The organism is Streptomyces sp. SirexAA-E, assembly GCF_000177195.2.
Taxonomy (GTDB): domain Bacteria; phylum Actinomycetota; class Actinomycetes; order Streptomycetales; family Streptomycetaceae; genus Streptomyces; species Streptomyces flavovirens.
Genome location: NC_015953.1, coordinates 1,553,128 through 1,572,827, shown reverse-complemented (window position 1 = coordinate 1,572,827; position 19,700 = coordinate 1,553,128). Strand labels below are relative to the sequence as shown.

Sequence of the window (19,700 nt, the reverse complement as noted above, 5' to 3'; positions counted from 1 at the left end):
CTCCGTCCACCCCCGACCGCCGCCGCCCCTCGCCGTCGCGCTGACCGTGAGCCGTGTGGTCCTCGCCCTGTTCCTCGGGGTCGGCGCGGTGGCGAAGCTCGGCGCCCACGAGTCCGCGGTGCGGTCCTTCGCGCGGATGGGCCGGGGCGGTGGCGCGATGTACGTGATCGGCGGCCTGGAGATGGCCGGAGCCGTGGGCCTGCTCGTCCCTCCGCTCGCCGGTCTCGCCGCGACGGCCCTGGTGGGACCGGGGGCCGGTGCGGCGATCGTGCGGCTGACCCTGCTCGAACCTGTGAACGCGGTCATGCCGGCGCTGCTCGTCGTCCTCGCCGTCCTGATCGCCCGGGACGGGCGGGAGGGCACCGCCCGGCTGTCCGCACCGCTGCGCCGCCGGGGACGTGGGGACGCCGGTCAGTGGACGAAGCGGTAGCTGAGCCACGGCCCGCTGGGCGGCGCCTTGACGTCCGTGACGGTGGTGGGGATGTAGATGGTCTCGCCGCCGGTGCAGTCGGGGGTGCGGTAGAGGATCATGTCGATCAGCGTGCCGTTCTCGACCTCGTTCGCGCCCGCCGAGTCCATCTTGTGACAGCCCTTCACGGACGGGCTGTTCGTGCTCACCGTCCGGTCGCGTTCGGTGGTGTAGGTGACCGGCCCCACCGCGGTGCGGCCGAGTCCGGAGCAGCCGGCGAGGGCGAGGGTGAGCAGGGCCGTACCTGCGGCGAGGCCGGTGCTGCGCCGGCGGCTGGAGGCGGTGGCGGTCGCGGTGACGGACATGGGCGGGGTCCTCGTCTGCTCGTCCGGCTCATCGGTACGTCACAGGGACGTGCTGGCGCTGGCCACCCTGCCCCCTCCCCGTGCTCCCGGCATCCGGTGCGCGGCCGGCCGGGAACACCGGCACCCGGACAGGGGTTCGACGCATGCACATACCGGGCATATCGTGTTAATAGGCCGAGATGAACGGGTGCGGAACGAGATGCCCGGGAGCAGGGGGCCGTGATGGTCGAGGGCCTGCTGATCGCCGTGGTCGCGGTGATCGTCTTCTACACGCTGGCCGCGGCGCGCGTGGTCAAACAGTACGAACGAGGGGTGGTGCTCCGGCTGGGCCGGCTGCACGACCGGGTGCGGGACCCCGGTTTCACCATGATCATCCCGGTCGTGGACCGGCTCCACAAGGTGAACATGCAGATCGTGACGATGCCGGTGCCCGCTCAGGACGGGATCACCCGCGACAACGTGACGGTCCGGGTGGACGCGGTCATCTACTTCAAGGTCGTGGACGCGGCGAGCGCGGTGATCCAGGTCGAGGACTACCGGTTCGCCGTCTCGCAGATGGCGCAGACGTCGCTGCGGTCGATCATCGGCAAGAGCGATCTCGACGACCTGCTCTCGAACCGCGAGAAGCTCAACGAGGGTCTGGAGCTGATGATCGACAGCCCGGCGGTCGGCTGGGGTGTGCAGATCGACCGGGTGGAGATCAAGGACGTGTCGCTGCCCGAGACCATGAAACGCTCCATGGCCCGGCAGGCCGAGGCCGACCGGGAGCGCCGCGCCAGGGTGATCAACGCCGACGCGGAGCTCCAGGCGTCGAAGAAGCTGTCCGAGGCGGCCCAGCAGATGTCCAGGCAGCCCGCGGCGCTGCAACTGCGGCTGCTGCAGACGATGGTCGCCGTGGCGGCCGAGAAGAACTCCACGCTGGTGCTGCCGTTCCCCGTCGAGCTGCTCCGCTTCCTGGAGCGCGCGCAGGGTCGACCGGGGCAGCAGGAGGCGGGGCGGGAAGGGACACCGGTGCGGACGCCTGTGGAGGACGGCCCGGAGCCGGATGCGCCGCCCGCCGATGCGGGGCCCCTCCCGCCGCTCGGCCGGGACCCGCTCGCGACGGATCCGTCGTCGCATGGGGCCGCCGGGGCAGGGCGGCCGGAGCCGTCGCGGCCGGAGACGGGTCTGCCCGCAGACCTTCCCGGTGCGGGGCTCCCCGGCTCGGACCCGCTCGCGCCGGAGCGGGGCGCGCGGGACATCCCGCCGTTCGAGCCCGACGCGGTGCCGCCCTTCGAGCCGGAATCGGTCCCGCCGTTCGAGCCGGACGCGCCCCCGTCGCAGCCGCTGTCGGGCCGGGACCGGGCATCCGGACGGAGGCGGGAGTAGGCGGCGCCGGTCCCGGCACCTGCCGGAGGCCTCGCGGCCTCGGAAAGGCCGCGCCCCGCACCGCCCCGGCCGCGCCCCGCACCGCCCGCCCCGGGCCGAGGACACCGCCGGGGCGGGCGTTGTCAGACCACCCGCCTAGACTCGCCGGAGCAGGGAGAACACGGACACGGGACCGAGGCCGGGAGGGGCGGTGGGCATGGCGCGGCGGGTACGGGGCGAGGCGGCGGACCGGTTGCTGCGGTGCGCCGCGGTGTTCCTTCCGGCACCGCTGCCCCGGGACGGCCGGATCGCCTTCTGGGATCCCGAGGGCGGGGCCGACTTCACGGGCGGCGACGGAGGCGCGTTCGCGGACGAGCCGTTCGGCGGCGGCACGTCCCCCGACGCCGACGGGGCCACCCCCTCGGTCACCGAGCTGACCGTCGTGGCCCGGCACGGCGCGGACGGGGCCCGCCGGCGCACGGTTCCCGCGCTGCTGATGCCCGTCCCCGACGCCCTGCCGCTGCTCGCGGACGCCCGGCACCGGGCCTCGGCCCACCCCGCCACGCGCGCCTGGGGGGCCGCCGCACTGCACGCCCTCACCCTGGTGGCCCGGGGCCGGCTGCTGCCCGGGCTCACGGCCGAGGACCGCGACGCGTGGCGGGCCGGCCCGCGTGACGCGGAGGACATCGCCCATCTGCGGGCGATCGCCGCCGCGATGCCTCCGGAAGGCCACGCCGTTCCCCTTGACGGCACGCCCCTGCGGCTCCCCGAGCCCCGGGCACTGCTCGGCGCGTTCCTGGACGCGGTCGCCGACACCCTGCCCCGTACACCGGCCGCGGCCCACGCCATGGGCGCGCCGTTCGCCGCCCGCGAGGCCCAGGACCTGTCCGGCGCCCGCGCCTGGGCCGTCGAGGTGGCCGCGGGGCTCGACGCCGGGGTGCGCGTCTCCCTCCGGCTCGACCTCTCCGCGTACGAGCTCTTCGACAGCTCGGGGGGCTCCGGTACCGGGGCGCCCGAGGAGGAAGAGGGCGCGGACCCGGCCGCCGCACGGCACGCGGCCGCCGCCGTCACCCAGGTGCACAGCCTGGCCGACCCGACGTACGTCACCGACGCGGCCACCCTGTGGAACGGCGCGGCGGGGGAGCCCTTCGGGCCGCGGGCCCGGATCGACGCGGTGCTCGCCCTGCGCCGTGCCGCCCGTGTCTGGCCCCCGCTGGAGCGTCTGCTGGAACAGCCCGTACCCGACGTCCTCGCGCTGACCGAGGACGAGCTGTACGAGCTGATCGCGGACGCCGGGCCGCGCCTCGCCGCCGCGGGCGTCTCGGTGCACTGGCCCAGGGAGCTCGCCCGGTCGCTCACCGCCGCGGCCGTCGTGCGCCCCGCCCCCGGCTCGGCGACCGACGGGACCTCGTTCTTCGACGCGGAGCAGCTCTTCGCGTTCGACTGGCAGCTCTCGCTCGGTGAGGACCGGCTCACCGAGGCCGAGATGGACTCGCTGGCCGAGGCGCACCGCCCGATCGTGCGGCTGCGCGACCAGTGGGTCGTGGTGGACCCCGCCCTCGTCCGCAGGGCGCGCAAGCGGGAGCTCGGGCTGCTGGACCCCGTCGACGCGCTCGCCGTCGCCCTCACGGGCAGCGCCGAGGTCGACGGCGAGCGGGTCGACGCCGTCCCGGAGGGCGCGCTCGCCGTGCTGCGCGCCCGCCTGCTCGACGAGGACGCCACCCTCCCACCGCCGCCCGGCCTCGACGCCACCCTCCGCGACTACCAACTGCGCGGCCTGGCCTGGCTGGACCGGATGACCTCGCTCGGCCTGGGCGGCTGCCTCGCCGACGACATGGGCCTGGGCAAGACCATCACCGTCATCGCGCTCCACCTGCACCGCGCGCACCCGGCCCCCACCCTGGTCGTCTGCCCCGCCTCGCTCCTCGGCAACTGGCACCGCGAGATCAACCGCTTCGCGCCCGGCGTCCCCGTAAGCCGCTTCCACGGCACCGACCGGGACCTGTCCGGCGCGGGCCCCGGCTTCGTCCTCACGACGTACGGCACGATGCGCTCCAGCGCCGAGCGGCTCGCCGGGCACACCTGGGGCCTGGTCGTGGCCGACGAGGCGCAGCACGTGAAGAACCCGCACTCCTCCACGGCCCGGGCACTGCGCACCATCCCGGCGCCGGCCCGGGTCGCGCTGACCGGCACCCCGGTCGAGAACAACCTCTCCGAGCTCTGGGCCCTCCTCGACTGGACCACCCCCGGACTGCTCGGCCCGCTGAAGGCATTCCGGGCCAGGCACGCCCGGATCGTGGAGAACACCGGCACCGCCGCCGGGCTGGGCAACGACGAAGCGGTGGAGCGGCTCTCCCGGCTCGTGCGCCCCTTCCTGCTGCGCCGCAAGAAGTCGGACCCGGGGATCGCCCCCGAGCTGCCGCCGAAGACGGAGACCGACCACCCCGTCTTCCTCACCCGCGAACAGGCCACGCTCTACGAGGCGGCCGTGCGCGAGACGATGACCTTCATCGAGAGCGCCGAGGGCATCGCCCGCCGCGGCCTGATCATGAAGCTGCTCGGCTCGCTCAAGCAGATCTGCAACCACCCCGCGCAGTACCTGAAGGAGGAACCGACCCGACTCGCGGGCCGCTCCGGCAAGCTCGCCCTGCTCGACGAGCTGCTCGACACGATCCTCGCCGAGGACGGCTCCGTCCTGATCTTCACCCAGTACGTCTCCATGGCCCGTCTGCTCTCCGCCCACCTCGCCTCCCGCGCCATCCCCTCCCAGCTGCTGCACGGCGGCACCCCGGTGGCCGAGCGGGAGAGGATGGTCGACCGCTTCCAGTCCGCCGAGGTCCCCGTCTTCCTGCTCTCCCTCAAGGCGGCGGGCACGGGCCTCAACCTCACCCGCGCCGCCCATGTGATCCACTACGACCGCTGGTGGAACCCGGCGGTCGAGGAGCAGGCCACCGACCGGGCGTACCGCATCGGTCAGACACAGCCCGTACAGGTGCACCGGCTGATCGCCGAAGGCACGGTGGAGGACCGGATCAGCGAGCTGCTCCGGTCCAAGCGGGCCCTCGCCGACGCCGTGCTCGGCTCCGGCGAGGCCGCCCTGACCGAGCTCAGCGACCGCGATCTGGCCGACCTCGTCTCGCTGCGGAGGGCGTCATGAGCCCCGCCGCGAGCCCGGCCGCCCGGCCCGGCCCCGACGACCTGCGGCGCACCTTCGAAGCGGTACCCGCCCGTACCGCCGACGTCCGGGCCCCCTTCGCGGAGAGCTGGTGGGGACGGGCCTGGGTGGACGCGCTGGAGACCCTGTCCATGGACGAGGGGCGCCTCGCACGCGGCCGTGTGTACGCCGACGGCGGCCACGTCGCCGCGATCACCGTGACCCCCGGCCGGGTCATCGCCTACGTCCACGGCAGCCGCCCCCGCCCGTACCGCGCGGAGCTGAGGCTGCGTACGTTCTCGGCGTCCGACTGGGACACCTTCCTGGACGCCGTCGCGGCGCGGCCCGGGCACCTGTCCGCGCTGCTGGACAAGGAGATGCCGCACTCCCTGGTCGACACGGCGGGGGAGACAGGTATCAGGCTGCTGCCCGCCGCCGGGGACCTGGACCCCGACTGCTCCTGCCCGGACCGCGGATGGCCCTGCAAGCACGTGGCGGCGCTCTGCTTCCAGACGGCACGGCTGCTGGACAGCGACCCGTTCGTCCTGCTGCTGATGCGCGGCCGTGGGGAGCGCGAGCTCCTCGACGAGCTCGGCCGCCGCAACGCGGAACACTCCGCCCGGGAACGGCCCGCCGCACCCTCCGTCCCGTCGGTGGCGGCCGGCGACGCCTTGGCCGGCCGGTTCCTGCCGCCGCTCCCCGCGCCCCTGCCCGTGCCCCCGCACCCCGGCGGGCCACCGGCCTACCCGGAGCTGCCCGGCGCCCGCGACCCGCTCGGGCTGGACCACCTCGCCACGGACGCCGCGGCCCGCGCCCACGCGCTCCTGACCACGGGCGAGGACCCGCTCTCCGGGCTCAGCGTCTGGCAGGACGCCGTACGCATCGCCGCCTCCCGCCCCACCGCCGGGCTCACCGCCACCACCCGGGCGCTCTACCGCGAGCTCGCCTTCGCCACCGGCCGCAACACCACCGACCTGGCCCGGGCCGTCGCCGCCTGGCGGCAGGGTGGCGCCCTGGGCCTGGAAGTCCTGGAGAACGCGTGGGACCCGCCGGCCGGACCGTTCGACCGGGCCCGTCCCGCCCTCGCGGCCGCCGACTTCCCGCGGTTCCAGCCCTGGCGCAACCGCCTGACCGACCCCAGCGGCACCCTCCAGCTCCGCTTCGGCCACGACGGCCGGTGGTACGGCTACGAATCGGACCGGGGCGAGGACGACTGGTGGCCCCGTGCCGCACCCGACACCGATCCCGTGGGTGCGCTCACCGCACTGCGCGGCTGATCCGGCACCCGGCCGGAGAAGCCGCCGCCGTCAGCTCCCCGCGTACAGGAGCAGCACGACGATCAGCACCGCGCACAACGGCAGCATCACCCAACCGGCCTTGCGGAACGACGCGTCGTCCTGCTGGGAAAGCCCGCGGTCGGCACCGTGGGCGGAGGCCAGATGCTCCCAGGCCATGCCGTCGATCCGTCGCGTCGTCAGCAGCGAGGGCGACCAGTCGCAGTGGGCGCAGACCACGAAGTCGCGGTACGGGTCGTACCGGAAGTCCCGTTCGATGTTGACGGTGAAGACCTGGTCACCGGGACCGACCGCGGTGAAATGACGTATCGGCGCACCCATGTCGACTGCTCCCCTGTCCGTGTCCGGCCGGGCCGCCGGGCGTGTGCCCGGCCGTCAGGTGTTCACCCCCGGCGGCGGAACAGTAGCGAACGCGGGCAGGACGGCGTCGACCACCTCCCGGGCGAAGCCGGCCGGCAACGGCGCCCGGCGCAGCACCGCCCGCACCCAGACAGCCCCCGCCATCAGGTCCAGCAGCAGCATGGGGTCCGCGCCCGGGCGCAGCTCACCGCGCTCGGCCGCCCGCCGGAAGACCGGCTGCTCGCGGGAGAACCGGTCGGCGAAGAAGTCGCGGGCGAGCATCGCCAGTTCGTCGTCGGACGTGCCGCTGCCCGAGGTCATCGCCCGGACGACGGACTCCGTCCGCGCCCCGGTGAGCAGGACCACGACCCGCTCGGTCAGCGCGACCAGATCGCCCCGCAGCGAACCCGTGTCGGGCACCTCGAAGTCGAGCAGCGCACCGTCGGTCAGGGCGGCCCGCAGCAGGGCGGGCTTCGAGGGCCACCACCGGTAGATCGTCGTCTTGTTCACCCCCGCCTCCTGGGCGACGGCCTCCATGGTCAGGCCGGTGTACCCGCGCTCGGCCAGCAGACGCAGTGCGGCGTCCTGGATCGCCGCGGCGGCACGGGGCCCGGCACCGGGGCGCCGGGAGAGGGGCGGGGCGGGGTCGGACATGGCGGCTCCAGGAACACGACTCGACGTGGCGTTGTGCATCCTGGCACAGCCCCCTAGCATCAAAATGCAACGCAACGTTGCGTTGTATTTCGCGATGGCTGCGGGGATCGAGGGGGAAGTCATGGCCAGGAAAGCGGTGTCCGGCGCGGTGACCTGGGGTCTGTTCGCCGCCTGGGCGGTGCACGACGCCGAGGAGCTGGCCACCATGGCCCGCTGGGCCAGATCGGCCCGGCCCCGGCTCCAGGAGCGGTTCCCGGGGATGCCGGACGGCATCCGGCGGCGGCTGGACCTTCCGCAGCGTCAGGTGAACATCGCCATCGGCCTGATGGGCGGAGTGGTCGCCGCCGCCTCGGCGGCCGGGGCCCGCTCCGGGGGCCGGAGCCCGTTCTTCCAGACCGTCCTGGTGGGGTTCGGGCTGCACGGCGCGGTCCACCTCGCCCAGTCCGCGGCCTGCCGCGGCTACACGCCCGGCGTCGTCACCGCCCCGCTGGTCGTCATCCCGTACACGGTCCGCGCGGTGCGCCACCTGGCTGCGGCCGGTGTCCCGGTGCGCGGAGGCCGTGCGGCCGTCACCGGGCTGCTGCTGTTCCCCGTCGCCGTGGCCGGTGTGCACGGACTCGCCCGACGGATCGGCCGGACCGGCCCCGCCGCACGCCCGGACCGGTGAGCCCTACGCGCCCGCCGCCCGGCCGGAGGCGCCCCCCGGCAGCGACACCCCGCGGCCGGCGAAGAAGCGCTCGAACACCGTCAGCGGCAGCTCGGCCGCCCGGGTGTCCGCCGACGTGCCCGACGGGTTGTGGAAGTGCACGCCCTCCCCGTCCGCCGTGTGGGAGGTCACCAGCACCAGGTGTCCGCCCCGCCCCGGAGCCGGCCGGTCCGGATGCCGGATCCCGTAGTGCACCGAGGCCATCACGCGCTGCCCCGCGTCCAGCAGGCCGAGCAGTCCGGCGGGGGAGAGATGCCGGTGCACGGCCGCGTCGAGCCCGTGGGCCTCGCTCACGTAGCGGACGAACGGGGCGTACACCAGTCCCCTGATCACCCCGTCGGCGTCCTCGGTGTACGCGTCGTACGCCAGCGCCCCGTCCCGCAGGGCGAACAGCGGCGGCGCACCGGCGCCGAGCGCCATGCGCAGGCAGGTCATACCGCACAGATGACCTGCCCAGCGCGCGTACTCGGCGGGCGACGCGGCGCCCGAACCGGCCCATCCGGGGTCCTCGGCCGGGTCGAGGCCGCCCTCCACGATCGCCCCCACCAGCTCGGGCGAGGCGAACTGGGTGTGGACGGGGACGCGGCACCGTGTACAGGTCACTGGCGGTATCCGTTCAGGAAGCGGCCGATGCGGCTGATCGCCGCGTCGAGGTCGTCGGCGTACGGCAGGGTCAGGATCCGGAAGTGGTCCGGCCGGGGCCAGTTGAACCCGGTGCCCTGCACCACCTGGATCTTCTCCCGCAGCAGCAGGTCCAGGACGAACCGCTCGTCGTCGACGATGGCGTGCACCTTCGGGTCGATGCGGGGGAACGCGTACAGCGCCCCCTTCGGCTTCACGCACGACACCCCGGGGATCTCGTTCAGCCGCTCCCAGGCCCGGTCACGCTGCTCGTGGAGCCTGCCGCCCGGGGCGACGAGCTCCCGGATCGACTGCCGGCCGCCGAGCGCGGCCTGGATCGCGTACTGGGCGGGAGCGTTGGGGCACAGCCGCATGGAGGCGAGCGTGGTCAGCCCCTCCAGATAGTTGCGGGCGTGCTGCTGCGGGCCCGACACCACCATCCACCCGGAACGGAACCCGGCGACACGGTACGTCTTGGACAGCCCGCTGAAGGTGAGGCAGAGCAGATCCGGCGCCAGGACCGACACCGGGTGGTGCTCGGCGTCGTCGTACAGGATCTGGTCGTAGATCTCGTCGGCGAAGACCATCAGCCCGTGACGGCGCGCCAGGTCGAGGATGCCGTCGAGGACCTCCCGGGGGTAGACGGCGCCTGTCGGGTTGTTGGGGTTGATGATGACCACGGCCCGGGTGCGGTCGGTGATCTTCGAGGCCATGTCGGCGAGGTCCGGGTTCCAGTCGGCCGACTCGTCGCAGGTGTAGTGCACGGCCTTGCCGCCCGCGAGCGTGGTCACGGCGGTCCACAGCGGGTAGTCGGGGCTCGGGATCAGCACCTCGTCGCCGTCTTCCAGAAGCGCCTGTACGGCCATGGAGATCAGCTCGGAGACGCCGTTGCCCAGGAAGACGTCGTCCACGTCGACGTCGGCCAGCCCCATCGCCTGGTACCGCTGTGCCACGGCGCGGCGGGCGGACAGGATGCCGCGCGAGTCGGTGTAGCCGTGTGCCTGGGGGAGCATCCGGATCATGTCCTGGACGATCTCCTCGGGAGCCTCGAAGCCGAAGAGCGCCGGATTGCCCGTGTTCAGGCGGAGCACGCTGTGGCCGGCCTCCTCGAGCGCGTTGGCCTGCTCGATGACCGGACCCCTGATCTCGTAACAGACCTCGTTGAGCTTGCTGGACTGACGGAACTCCATCTGTGCCTCCCCGACCCTGAAGTGCGATACTTGGTTTTACCAAGCTCGGGCTTGGAAAGTCCAACAACGTGTCTAGACTGCGTCGCATGCCACGTCAGCAGGCGCCAGCCACGCGCCCCTCCCGCCGCCGGAGTTACGACCAGTTCTGCGCCGCCGCGCGCGCCCTTGACTCCGTGGGCGACCGGTGGACGCTGCTGATCGTCCGTGAACTGCTGGCCGGGCCCCGCCGCTACACCGATCTGCACGCCGACCTGCCCGGCGTCAGCACGGACGTGCTGGCCTCCCGGCTCAAGGACATGGAGCAGGGCGGCCTGGCCGTACGCCGCAGGCTGCCCCCGCCCGCCGCCGCCACGGTCTACGAGCTGACCCCGCGCGGCCGCGGACTTCTGCCCGTCCTCACCGCGCTCACCCGCTGGGGCGCGCCCGCGCTCGACGAACGCCGGCCCACCGACGCGGTGCGCGCCCACTGGTTCGCCCTGCCGCTGCTGAGCGCCATGGATCAGCTGGTCTGCTCCGGCACCGTCGAAGTCCGTCTGGACGAGGGGGAGTTCCATCTCCGCACGGGAGCGGTCCCGTCCGGCCAGGGGGCGTACGGCTACGGCCCGGCCCCGGACGCCGACGCCTGCCTCGTGCTCGACGCGGAGCTCTGCCTGGCGCTGGCGCACGGCGACCACACCCTGGCCGAGGCCGTCGGCGACGGCCGGATCGAGGTGCGCGGCGAGAGCCCCCTGGCCGACGAGATCCGCGGACTGGGACAGGGCCTCCAGGAGGACGCCGGCCGCGCCACCCGTGACCACCGCCCAACTCGCGCGTAACGTAGGGACGTTCACTGCTGCGACGGGTGAGGGAGCTGGTGTCCATGTGGTTCGGCGGCACGGTCGGCGCGGAGGCGCCGAGGCCCGGTCGAGGGGCGAGGCCCGGTGGGAAGCGCGGCAGGCTGCGTGACGGGCTGCTCGTGGGCGCCTGTGTGGCGGCCCTCGGCCTGGTGCCGGCGGCGGCCGTCGCGACACCGGGCAGCGGTGTCGGCGGCACCGTCGTCGCCCAGGGCACGTCCGAGGGCAAACTGAAGGTGAAGACACCGAAGGGCCGCACGGACGTGACCTTCCGGGAGATCACCGTGGAGCCCGGTGGCTCCACCGGCTGGCACACCCACCGCGGTCAGCTGATCGCCGTCGTCAAGTCCGGGACGCTGACCCGGACCCTCGACGACTGCTCGGTCGAGGTGTCACCCGCCGGGACCTCGTTCATCGAGCCGTCCGGAGCCGACCACCGCCACATCGGCCGCAACCTGGGCACAGGTCCCGTGGTGCTGTGGGTGACCTATCTGCTCCCCGAGGGAAGCGAACTCTCCGACGACGCCGACGCGGTGGACTGCCCGGCCCAGGGGTGAGGCACCCGGGGGCGTCCGCCCGGCGGCGGGCGTCCCGTGCGCGCGAAGGCGTCCGTCAGACGGCGGCCGTCTCCCCGTACGCGCCGAAACCGGAGACGATCAGCACGTCCCGGAAGGCCAGCACCTCGTACACCCGGCCGCCGATCTGGTCGCGGTAGTCGATCACCAGCGCGTCGACGCCCGCCCGGACGTCCATCACCTCGAACTCCAGGCCGGGGATCTTCCGCGGACCGGTCGTCCAGTACGCGCGCAGCGCCGCCTTGCCGTGCGGCGTTCCCGCCGGATCGCCCGTCGGCCGGGCGATCATCGGTGAACTGAAGACCACGTCCTCGGCGTAGTGGGCGAGGACGCGGTCCAGGTCGTGGGAGTTCCAGTCGTCCTGCCACCGGGACGCGAACTGACGGGCGCATGCGAGATCCATACGGATCATCATGCGCGGGTGCGGTTCGGCAGTCCCGGTGGGCGGGGACACGGTCAGAAGACCGCGTCCGCCACCGCCGCACCGGCGAACGAGAGCCCGACCCCCGCTCCGAGGCTGAGCAGCAGATACCCCCCGGCCACCGCCAGCCGGCGGGCGGAGGTGAGCGTCAGGAGCTCGTAGGAGAAGGTCGACCACGTCGACAGGGCGCCGCAGAACCCGGTGGCCAGCAGCAGGTGGAGGTGCGGCCCCAGATCACCGTCGGTGGCGCCCTCGGCGACGAACCCCAGGACCAGGCAGGCGGCCGCGTTGGCCGCGAGCGTGCCCCAGGGGAAGGAGCCGCCGAGGCGGTACTTGGCGTGCACCCCGAGCAGATAGCGCACCGGCGCCCCGACGAACCCCCCGGCGAGCACGAGCAGCCAGTCGGTCATCAGGCACCGTCCCGCGCGCCGTACCGGCCCCGGAGGGCCGCGTGGGCGAGCAGGGCGCCCGCCGTCACCCCCGCCAGAGCCGCCACCACCGTCAGCAGCAGGCTGCCCGTCGCATAGCCGGGCCGGTCCGCCTCGAACAGCTGACGCACCCCGTCCGTGTAGTGCGAGAACGAGGTGAAGCCGCCGAGGAACCCGGTGCCCAGCAGCGGGCTGACGAGCCGGGGGGCCGACGGGAAACGCAGCTTGAGGGTCACCATCAGAGCGCCCATCAGGAAGCACCCCATGGCGTTGACCAGCAGGATCGTCCAGGGGAAGTCCGTCTGGCCGGTGGGCCGCAGGAGCTCCGCGCCGTAGCGGGCCGCGGCCCCGGCGGCCCCGCCGACCGCGACCGCCGCCACGACGGAACGCTGGACGCCGGGATGGTGGTCCGGGTGCGTGCGGGTGTGCAGAGCCATCTTCTGGTGCATGCCGTTACCGTAATGGGCTAAATGCGGCGGTATGTGACGTATATGGGCGTGGTGTGCCTCGCAGCCCGAACGGCTCAGCGAGACCTCGTACCCGTCAGGAATATGTCGTCTCCTTGGCCGTGACGCCCCGTGCGCCCACAGGTCCCTGTGAGAGGCGCGGGGCTCCGCTGCCCGCCCTCTCTTCGAAGGCTGGAGTCATCCGTGCCCCTCGCCGAACCGGACATCGTCGCAAAGCTCCAGAAGAGAGAGCCCACCGGATACCTCCTGTCCTCGGTGCGCGGAGTGGGCCAGGTCGATCTCCAGCCCTGCCTCTGGACGGGACTGCTCATCCTCGCCGCGCTGTGGAGCGCCGGATGGCAGATCGGCCTCTTCGCGACCCTGGGCACCCTGATCTCGACGGTCACGGCCTACGCGCTGGGTGTGGACCGCTCGAACATCGCCCTCGGTCTCCAGGGCTACTGCGGCTGCCTCACCGGCATCGCCCTGGTCGTCTACCTCGGCCACCACCCCGCCACCTATGTGCTGGCGGTCGTCGGCGCGATCATCTGCACCCTGCTCACCGCGACGCTGACCACCCTGCTCTCCCCGTACGGACTGACCGCGCTCACCGCGCCGTTCTGTCTGGTCTCCGGGGTCATGGTGCTCGGCGCCCCCTCCTTCGGCCGGATCTGGCACGGCACTCCCGAGGGAGTCGCCGACCCCACCTCCGGAGACACCGGGATCTCCTGGAGCGACCTGTGGCACGCCTTCTTCACCAACGTGTCGCAGATCTTCCTGGTCGACGAGTGGTACGTCGGGCTCATCATGCTCGTCGGCCTGGCCTGCGCGGGAGTCCGGGTCTTCCTGTTCGCCGCGGCCGGCAGCGCCATGGGCATCGTGGCCGCCTGGGCCCTCGGCGCCCCGACCGCGCAGATCGCCCAGGGCATCTACGGGTACAACGCCGTGCTGGTCGCCATCGCCGTCGGCGCCGTCTTCCTCACCGGCACGGTCGCCAACGGCGTCTACGCACTCTTCGGCGCCGCCGCCACCACCGGCCTCACCGCCTCACTGACCTCCCTGTTCAAACCCTTCGGCGGCCACACCTTCACCTGGCCGTTCATCCTCACCACCTGGGCGCTCATGGCCGCGGTCCCCCTGCTGCCGCGCCTTCGCCGAAGCGCCTGATCCGCTCGTCCCCCACGCCACACATCCTGAGGAAGGTACCGACGATGAACCTCGCCCCCCGCGAGATCGACAAGCTGCTGGTGTACGTGGTGGCCGACCTGGCCCGCAAACGCCAGGGCCGTGGGCTCAAGCTCAACTACAGCGAGTCCGTCGCGCTGATCACCGAGGCGATCCTGGAGGCCGCCCGGGACGGCAAGAGCGTCGCCGACTGCATGGAACTCGGCCGCCAGATCGTCTCCGAGGACGACACCATGCCGGGCGTACGGGAGATGCTCGGGCTGCTCCAGGTCGAGGCGTCCTTCATGGACGGCACCAAGCTGGTCTCCTGTCACGACCCCGTCGGGGGTTGAACCGTGGCCGACCGCCACCGCGTCGTCGCCGTCCACGGCCATGAGGCCCAGGACGGAGAAGCGCTGCGCGACCTCGCCGGCCCGGAGGTGCTCGTCGTCCCCGGCGGGCGCGAACTGATCCGTGCACTGGCCCGGCTGAGGCGCTCGGGCGAAGAGGCGTGCGTCGTCCCGATGACCCTGGGCCGGGACCCCGAACTCGTCGCGGACACCGCCCGTACGCTGCGCGCGCTGCCCCCCGCACAGACGTCCGGGACCCTGCTCGCCGAGCCGTTCGGCACCGGCCGGCACCTGACCTCCTGGCTGCGGGCGGCGGCCGGCCGCACACCGGCGGCCTCGGCGCTGCTCGTCACCGCCCCGGCCGCCGGGCTGTTCGACGACGCCGAGCTGTACCGCATCGCACGGCTGGTCCACGGCTACGGCAGCCATCGGCTGGTCGAGGTCGCGTTCACCGGCGGCGACCCCGATCCCGCCGAGGGCGTACGGCGCTGCGGGCTGCTCGGTGCGTCCCACGTGACGATGCTGCCCGCCGCGTTCCACCTTCCCGAGGTCCCCGTCGTGCCTGGCGTCGCGGTCACGTCCGCCGGTCCGACGGTGTCCCGAGCGGCGCTCGCCCGGATCCTCGCCGAGCGGGTGGCCGACGCCCGGCTTCGGTGGAGCCGGGGACAGGACGACGGCATCGCGGCCGGACTGACCGCCGCCGACGACCACGGCCACTCCCACACGCACCCCCCGGGCGAGGGACACGACCACGGCCACTCCCACACGCACCCGCATGTCCACACAGCGGGCCACGTCACCAGGAGCACCGCATGACATTCCGCCAGAAGTACCTGTACGGCGAGGATCCGATCGAGATCAACGCCGGCCGCCGGACGGCCCGGCTCACCGTCGAGAACACCGGTGACCGGGCCATCCAGATCGGGTCGCACTACCACTTCTTCGAGGTCAACTCCGCGCTGTCGTTCGACCGGCAGAAGGCGCTGGGCATGCACCTCAACATCCCCGCCGGAACCTCCGTACGCGTGGAACCCGGCGGCACGCGCGAGGTCGAGCTGTGCGAGTACGCGGGCACCGGACGGCTGGTCGGCTTCAGCGGGCTGCTCAACGGCAGCCTCGTCTCGCACCCCGCCCGGGTCGAGGCCGTCCGCAAGGCGATCGAACGGGGCTTCGCCGGCGCGCGAAGCAGCGCGGAGGGCAGGCCCGCCGCAGGGGAGAGCGCCTCGGCAGAGAGCGCGGCCAAGCCCCGGAAACAGAAGGACTCCAAGCAGAAGAAGGGTTCGCGCTGATGCCCATCCTGCCGCGCAAGCAGTACACCGACATGTTCGGTCCGACGATCGGTGACCGCTTCTACCTGGGCGACACCAACCTCGTCGTCGAGGTCGAGAAGGACTACAGCGAAGGCCAGTACGGGGACGAGGTCCTCTACGGCGGTGGCAAGACCATGCGTGACGGCATGGCCTCCGATCCGCAGGCCACCGCCGCCCAGGGTGCCCTCGACACCGTCATCACCAACGTGGTGGTCATCGACCCCGTCGTCGGCGTCGTCAAGTGCGACATCGGCATCAAGGACGGCTTCATCGCCGGCATCGGCAAGTCGGGCAACCCACAGACCCAGGACCGGGTCGACGCAGGGCTGATCATCGGCCCCGGCACCGAGGCCATCGCGGGCGAGCACCTCATCGCCACGGCGGGCGCCATCGACACCCACGTCCACCTCATCGCGCCCCAGCAGGCCGAACAGGCCCTCACCAACGGCATCACCACCCTCATCGGCGGCGGCACCGGCCCGTCCGACGGATCGAACGGCACCACGTGCACGCCCGGTCCGTACAACATCGGCCGGATCCTCCAGGCCGCGGAGAGCATCCCCGTCAACCTCGGGATCATGGGCAAGGGCAACGGCAGCCTGCCCGAGGCCCTCAACGAGCAGGTCGCCGCGGGCGCCTGCGCCCTGAAGGTCCACGAGGACTGGGGGGCGACCCCGGCCGTGATCGACAACGCCCTGAACGTCGCCGACGAGCACGACGTCCAGGTCGCGATCCACACCGACAGCCTCAACGAGAGCGGGTTCTTCGAGGACACCCGCTCGGCGATCGACGGCCGCACCATCCACACCTTCCACAGCGAGGGCGCGGGCGGCGGTCACGCCCCCGACATCCTGCGCGTGGCGGGCGAGCCGAACATCCTGCCGTCCTCGACCAACCCGACGCTGCCGTACACCAAGAACTCGGTGGACGAGCTGCTGGACATGGTCATGGTCTGCCACCACCTCAGCCACGACATCCCCGAGGACGTCTCGTTCGCCGACAGCCGCGTCCGGGCCGAGACGATCGCCGCCGAGACCGTCCTGCACGACCTCGGCGTGATCAGCATGTTCTCCTCCGACTCGCAGGCCATGGGCCGCGTCGGGGAGTCCGTGACCCGCGCCTTCCAGACCGCCCACCACTGCAAGGACAAGCTGGGCGTGCTGGAGGGCGACTCGGACCGCAACGACAACCAGCGGGTCCTGCGCTACCTCGCCAAGGTGACCATCAACCCCGCCATCGCCACCGGCATCGCGGACCACATCGGCTCCATCGAGAAGGGCAAGCTCGCCGACATCGTGCTCTGGCCCATCCACTCCTTCGGCGCCAAGCCGAAGATGGTCATCAAGGGCGGCATCATCTCCTGGGCGCAGATGGGCGACCCCAACGCCTCGCTCCCCACCCCGCAGCCGGTGACCTACCGCCCGATGTTCGGGCAGTACGGCAAGGCCCAGCAGGCCACCCACGTCACCTTCATGTCGCAGGCCGGCATCGCGGCCGGCGTCCCGGCCGAACTCGGCCTGGAACGCACGGTCCTCCCGGTGCGCCGTACCCGGACCATCGGCAAGCACAACATGGTCCGCAACGACGCGCTGCCGGAGATCAAGGTCGACCCGGAGACGTTCAAGGTCACCCTCAACGGCAAGGTCGCCACCATCGACCCGGCCGAGACCCTCCCCCTCAACCACCTGTTCTTCCTGGTCTAGCCGATGTACCAGGAAGAACACGACATCCCGGGCAGCGCCCCCGGCCCCCGGACGGGGGCCGGGGGCGGGGAGCCGCCCCTCGCCCAGCTGCTGGTCAGCCTCCAGCTGACCGACTCGGCCTTCCCGAGCGGCTTCTACACCCTCTCCCACAGCCTGGAGGGTTTCGCCCAGGCCGGCGCGGTCGACTCCGGCACCCTGTCCGAGCTGCTGGAGTCCCTGCTGCTGCACGGGGTCGGCCCGGCCGACGCCACCGCGCTGGCCCTCGCCCACCGGGCCACCCGGGCCGGGCGGCCCGAGACGGTGGCGGCCGTCGACGAACACCTCTTCGCCACCAAGCTCGGACAGGAGATGCGCAGGGCCGCCACCCGCACCGGCCGGCAGCTCCTCGACCTCGCGAGCGAGGTCTACGGCCGGCCGGAGATCGCCGACTACTTCGGGCGCGTCGTACGCCGGGAGGTCCCCGGGACCCAGGCGGTGGCGGCGGGGATCGTCTACGCCGCCACCGGTGTGCCGGTCCGCCAGGCCGTCGCCTCCGACCTGTTCGCCTTCTGCGCGAGCTTCGCGGGTGCGGCCCTGCGCCTGAGGCTGACCGACCACCGACGGGCCCAGACCATGCTGCACGCCGTGGCGCCCGTCATCGAACGGACCGTGGAGGCCGCGCTGCGCAGGGAGCTCGCCGACGTCGGCGCCACCGTCTTCGCCTCGGACATCATGTCGGGCCGTCACGAACGGGCCGAGGCCCGCCTCTTCGCCAGCTGATCCACCCCATCCACCCAGTCAGGGAGCAGGGAACACCACCATGGACGACAACGTACTGCGCGTCGGGATCGGCGGACCGGTCGGTTCCGGCAAGACCGCCCTCATCGAGGCGCTGGTGCCGCTGATGATCGCGCGCGGCCACCGCCCCTCCGTCATCACCAACGACATCTACACCCAGGAGGACGCCCAGCACATCCGGCGCACCCTGGACGGCGTCCTGGAACCGCAGCGCGTCGTGGGCGTCGAGACGGGCGCCTGCCCGCACACCGCCGTACGCGACGACCCGACGATGAACCTCGCGGCCGGCGCCGAGATGCTGGAGCACTTCCCGGACACGGACACCCTCTTCTACGAGTCCGGCGGCGACAACCTCACCCTGACGTTCAGCCCCGCACTCGTCGACGTGTTCGTGTTCGTGCTGGACACCGCGGAAGGCGAGAAGATGCCGCGCAAGCGGGGTCCGGGCATCACCGACTCGGACCTGCTCGTCATCAACAAGATCGACATCGCGAAGTACGTGCGCACCGACATCGGCGTCATGGAGTCCGACGCCCACCGGGTCCGCGAGAACCGTCCGGTCGTCCTGACCGACTGCCTGACCGGGGCGGGCGTCGAGGACGTGGCGGGCTTCCTCGAGTCGCGCCGCAAGGTGGTGATCTGACGTGCCGCCCACCTCGCCGACGACCCGGCCCGACCGGCTCGCCCCCGGATACTACGGCGTCGAACGGCTGCCCCCCGAGGTGGCCGCCCTGGGCTCCGTGCCGGACACGCTCGCCGCCGGTTCCCCGGCCAAGGTCGGCATCCTCGACCTGGCCTTCGCCGTGCGCGGTGGGCGCACCGAGCTCGTGGAGCGCTACCAGAAGTCGCCGCTCCAGCTCATCCGGCCGCTGTGGACCGACCCGGCCATGCCCGGCATGACCTACGTCTGCCTGATGGCCACCGGCGGCGGCGTCGCCCAGGCCGACCGCTACCGGATGGACTTCAGGTGCGGCCCCGGCAGCGAGGTGCACCTGACCACCCAGGCCGCCACCAAGGTCTTCCGGATGGAGCACGACTACGCCAGCCAGCGTGTCCACCTGACGGCGGACGAGGGCTCCTACGTCGAATACCTGCCGGACCCCCTCATCCCGTTCGCGGACGCGCGCTTCTATCAGCGCACCGAGGTCACGGTCGCCCCCGGCGCCACGGTCGTCCTCGGCGACACCGTGACGGCGGGGCGGCTCGCCCGCGGCGAACGCCACGACTACCGGGTCGTCGCGACCGACCTGCGCATCACCCGGCCCGACGGCACCCTCCTGGCCGTCGACACCCAGCGGCTGGCCGCGGACACCCGGACGCCCGGCGACGGTGTGGCTGGTCCGGCGGTCTTCGCCGGGCACGACCACGTCAGCTCGCTCTTCGTCGTCACCGACCGGGCGCCGGCCGAGGAGGTCGCCGACACCCTGCACGAGGCGGTGGCCGGCCACGGCGTCACCTACGGGGTGAGCGTCCTGCCCCGGGAGTGCGGCGCCTGGCTGCGGCTGCTGGACGACAGCCCCGTGCGGGTCGCCGCCGCGCACACGGCGGCCTGGAACTCCGTACACCGGCTCCTCACCGGCTGCCCGGCGCCCCTGGTGCGCAAGCCGTGACGC

23 protein-coding genes are annotated in these 19,700 nt (G+C 72.8%); 15 read left to right on the top strand and 8 right to left on the bottom strand.

Annotated features, from left to right (window positions below):
• Positions 1-55: 55 nt before the first annotated feature.
• Positions 56-430, top strand: coding sequence for a DoxX family protein (locus SACTE_RS06945; RefSeq protein ID WP_019992790.1), 375 nt, complete (start codon positions 56-58; stop codon positions 428-430).
• On the opposite strand, the gene SACTE_RS06940 is transcribed toward SACTE_RS06945, so the two are convergent.
• Positions 412-774, bottom strand: coding sequence for a hypothetical protein (locus tag SACTE_RS06940; protein WP_014045316.1), 363 nt, complete (start codon positions 772-774; stop codon positions 412-414). The genes SACTE_RS06945 and SACTE_RS06940 overlap by 19 nt on opposite strands.
• A 222-nt stretch (positions 775-996) precedes the next feature.
• Between SACTE_RS06940 and SACTE_RS06935 the strand changes: the two genes are divergently transcribed.
• From SACTE_RS06935 to SACTE_RS06925, 3 genes are all read left to right on the top strand, one after another.
• Positions 997-2,142 (top strand): slipin family protein, encoded by a 1,146-nt coding sequence (locus SACTE_RS06935; protein WP_014045315.1) that lies wholly within the window; start codon positions 997-999, stop codon positions 2,140-2,142.
• A 196-nt stretch (positions 2,143-2,338) separates the two neighbouring features.
• On the top strand, positions 2,339-5,278 hold the full coding sequence (locus tag SACTE_RS06930; RefSeq protein ID WP_014045314.1) for a DEAD/DEAH box helicase: 2,940 nt from the start codon (positions 2,339-2,341) through the stop codon (positions 5,276-5,278).
• Complete coding sequence (locus tag SACTE_RS06925) at positions 5,275-6,552, top strand: SWIM zinc finger family protein (protein WP_014045313.1); 1,278 nt, start codon at positions 5,275-5,277, stop codon at positions 6,550-6,552. The genes SACTE_RS06930 and SACTE_RS06925 overlap by 4 nt, the downstream gene beginning before the upstream one ends.
• 30 nt (positions 6,553-6,582) lie before the next feature.
• Here SACTE_RS06925 and SACTE_RS06920 read toward each other — a convergent pair whose 3' ends face one another.
• On the bottom strand, positions 6,583-6,891 hold the full coding sequence (locus SACTE_RS06920; RefSeq protein ID WP_014045312.1) for a hypothetical protein: 309 nt from the start codon (positions 6,889-6,891) through the stop codon (positions 6,583-6,585).
• A gap of 54 nt (positions 6,892-6,945) precedes the next feature.
• Positions 6,946-7,563 (bottom strand): TetR/AcrR family transcriptional regulator, encoded by a 618-nt coding sequence (locus SACTE_RS06915; RefSeq protein WP_014045311.1) that lies wholly within the window; start codon positions 7,561-7,563, stop codon positions 6,946-6,948.
• Between the two features lie 64 nt (positions 7,564-7,627).
• Between SACTE_RS06915 and SACTE_RS06910 the strand changes: the two genes are divergently transcribed.
• The gene (locus SACTE_RS06910) at positions 7,628-8,230 is read left to right on the top strand and encodes an HXXEE domain-containing protein (RefSeq protein WP_226995148.1); all 603 of its coding nucleotides are present in this window, start codon (positions 7,628-7,630) and stop codon (positions 8,228-8,230) included.
• Positions 8,231-8,233: 3 nt separating this feature from the next.
• Here the strand turns inward: SACTE_RS06910 and SACTE_RS06905 are convergent, their stop codons facing one another.
• Entirely contained in the window at positions 8,234-8,872 is a 639-nt protein-coding gene (locus SACTE_RS06905) for a peptidase (RefSeq protein ID WP_014045309.1), read from the bottom strand.
• Positions 8,869-10,080 (bottom strand): pyridoxal phosphate-dependent aminotransferase, encoded by a 1,212-nt coding sequence (locus SACTE_RS06900; RefSeq protein ID WP_014045308.1) that lies wholly within the window; start codon positions 10,078-10,080, stop codon positions 8,869-8,871. The genes SACTE_RS06905 and SACTE_RS06900 overlap by 4 nt, the downstream gene beginning before the upstream one ends.
• Positions 10,081-10,166: 86 nt before the next feature.
• Here SACTE_RS06900 and SACTE_RS06895 point away from each other — a divergent pair, with 86 nt between their 5' ends.
• Together SACTE_RS06895 and SACTE_RS06890 are read left to right on the top strand one after the other, a co-directional pair.
• Complete coding sequence (locus tag SACTE_RS06895) at positions 10,167-10,895, top strand: helix-turn-helix domain-containing protein (RefSeq protein WP_078492601.1); 729 nt, start codon at positions 10,167-10,169, stop codon at positions 10,893-10,895.
• A gap of 44 nt (positions 10,896-10,939) precedes the next feature.
• On the top strand, positions 10,940-11,470 hold the full coding sequence (locus SACTE_RS06890; RefSeq protein WP_014045306.1) for a cupin domain-containing protein: 531 nt from the start codon (positions 10,940-10,942) through the stop codon (positions 11,468-11,470).
• Between the two features lie 55 nt (positions 11,471-11,525).
• Here SACTE_RS06890 and SACTE_RS06885 read toward each other — a convergent pair whose 3' ends face one another.
• The 3 genes from SACTE_RS06885 to SACTE_RS06875 are packed head-to-tail and all read right to left on the bottom strand — an operon-like array spanning position 11,526 to position 12,786.
• Positions 11,526-11,891, bottom strand: a complete 366-nt coding sequence (locus SACTE_RS06885) for a nuclear transport factor 2 family protein (protein WP_019992793.1) — start codon at positions 11,889-11,891, stop codon at positions 11,526-11,528.
• A gap of 53 nt (positions 11,892-11,944) precedes the next feature.
• Complete coding sequence (locus SACTE_RS06880) at positions 11,945-12,319, bottom strand: CrcB family protein (protein WP_014045304.1); 375 nt, start codon at positions 12,317-12,319, stop codon at positions 11,945-11,947.
• Positions 12,319-12,786 carry a CrcB family protein gene (locus SACTE_RS06875; protein WP_014045303.1) on the bottom strand — a complete coding sequence of 156 codons (468 nt, stop codon included), beginning with the start codon at positions 12,784-12,786 and terminating at the stop codon, positions 12,319-12,321. The genes SACTE_RS06880 and SACTE_RS06875 overlap by 1 nt, the downstream gene beginning before the upstream one ends.
• Before the next feature lie 201 nt (positions 12,787-12,987).
• On the opposite strand from SACTE_RS06875, the gene SACTE_RS06870 reads away from it, so the two are divergent.
• Genes SACTE_RS06870 through SACTE_RS06835 form a run of 8 tightly spaced genes read left to right on the top strand, consistent with a single transcriptional unit; the run spans position 12,988 to position 19,697 of the window.
• Positions 12,988-13,950: an urea transporter gene (locus SACTE_RS06870; RefSeq protein ID WP_014045302.1), complete on the top strand. Its 963-nt coding sequence runs from the start codon at positions 12,988-12,990 to the stop codon at positions 13,948-13,950.
• Positions 13,951-13,994: 44 nt separating this feature from the next.
• Positions 13,995-14,300 carry an urease subunit gamma gene (locus SACTE_RS06865; RefSeq protein ID WP_014045301.1) on the top strand — a complete coding sequence of 102 codons (306 nt, stop codon included), beginning with the start codon at positions 13,995-13,997 and terminating at the stop codon, positions 14,298-14,300.
• A 3-nt stretch (positions 14,301-14,303) separates the two neighbouring features.
• Positions 14,304-15,113 carry a hypothetical protein gene (locus SACTE_RS06860; RefSeq protein WP_014045300.1) on the top strand — a complete coding sequence of 270 codons (810 nt, stop codon included), beginning with the start codon at positions 14,304-14,306 and terminating at the stop codon, positions 15,111-15,113.
• Positions 15,110-15,586 (top strand): urease subunit beta, encoded by a 477-nt coding sequence (locus SACTE_RS06855; protein WP_014045299.1) that lies wholly within the window; start codon positions 15,110-15,112, stop codon positions 15,584-15,586. The genes SACTE_RS06860 and SACTE_RS06855 overlap by 4 nt, the downstream gene beginning before the upstream one ends.
• Positions 15,586-17,310 (top strand): urease subunit alpha, encoded by a 1,725-nt coding sequence (gene ureC / locus SACTE_RS06850; protein ID WP_014045298.1) that lies wholly within the window; start codon positions 15,586-15,588, stop codon positions 17,308-17,310. Before SACTE_RS06855 ends, ureC begins: the two co-directional genes overlap by 1 nt.
• A 3-nt stretch (positions 17,311-17,313) precedes the next feature.
• Positions 17,314-18,069, top strand: a complete 756-nt coding sequence (locus SACTE_RS06845; protein WP_014045297.1) for an urease accessory UreF family protein — start codon at positions 17,314-17,316, stop codon at positions 18,067-18,069.
• Between the two features lie 40 nt (positions 18,070-18,109).
• Positions 18,110-18,730 (top strand): urease accessory protein UreG, encoded by a 621-nt coding sequence (gene ureG / locus SACTE_RS06840; protein WP_014045296.1) that lies wholly within the window; start codon positions 18,110-18,112, stop codon positions 18,728-18,730.
• 1 nt (position 18,731) lies between these two features.
• Positions 18,732-19,697 (top strand): urease accessory protein UreD, encoded by a 966-nt coding sequence (locus SACTE_RS06835; RefSeq protein WP_014045295.1) that lies wholly within the window; start codon positions 18,732-18,734, stop codon positions 19,695-19,697.
• Positions 19,698-19,700 lie beyond the last annotated feature (3 nt).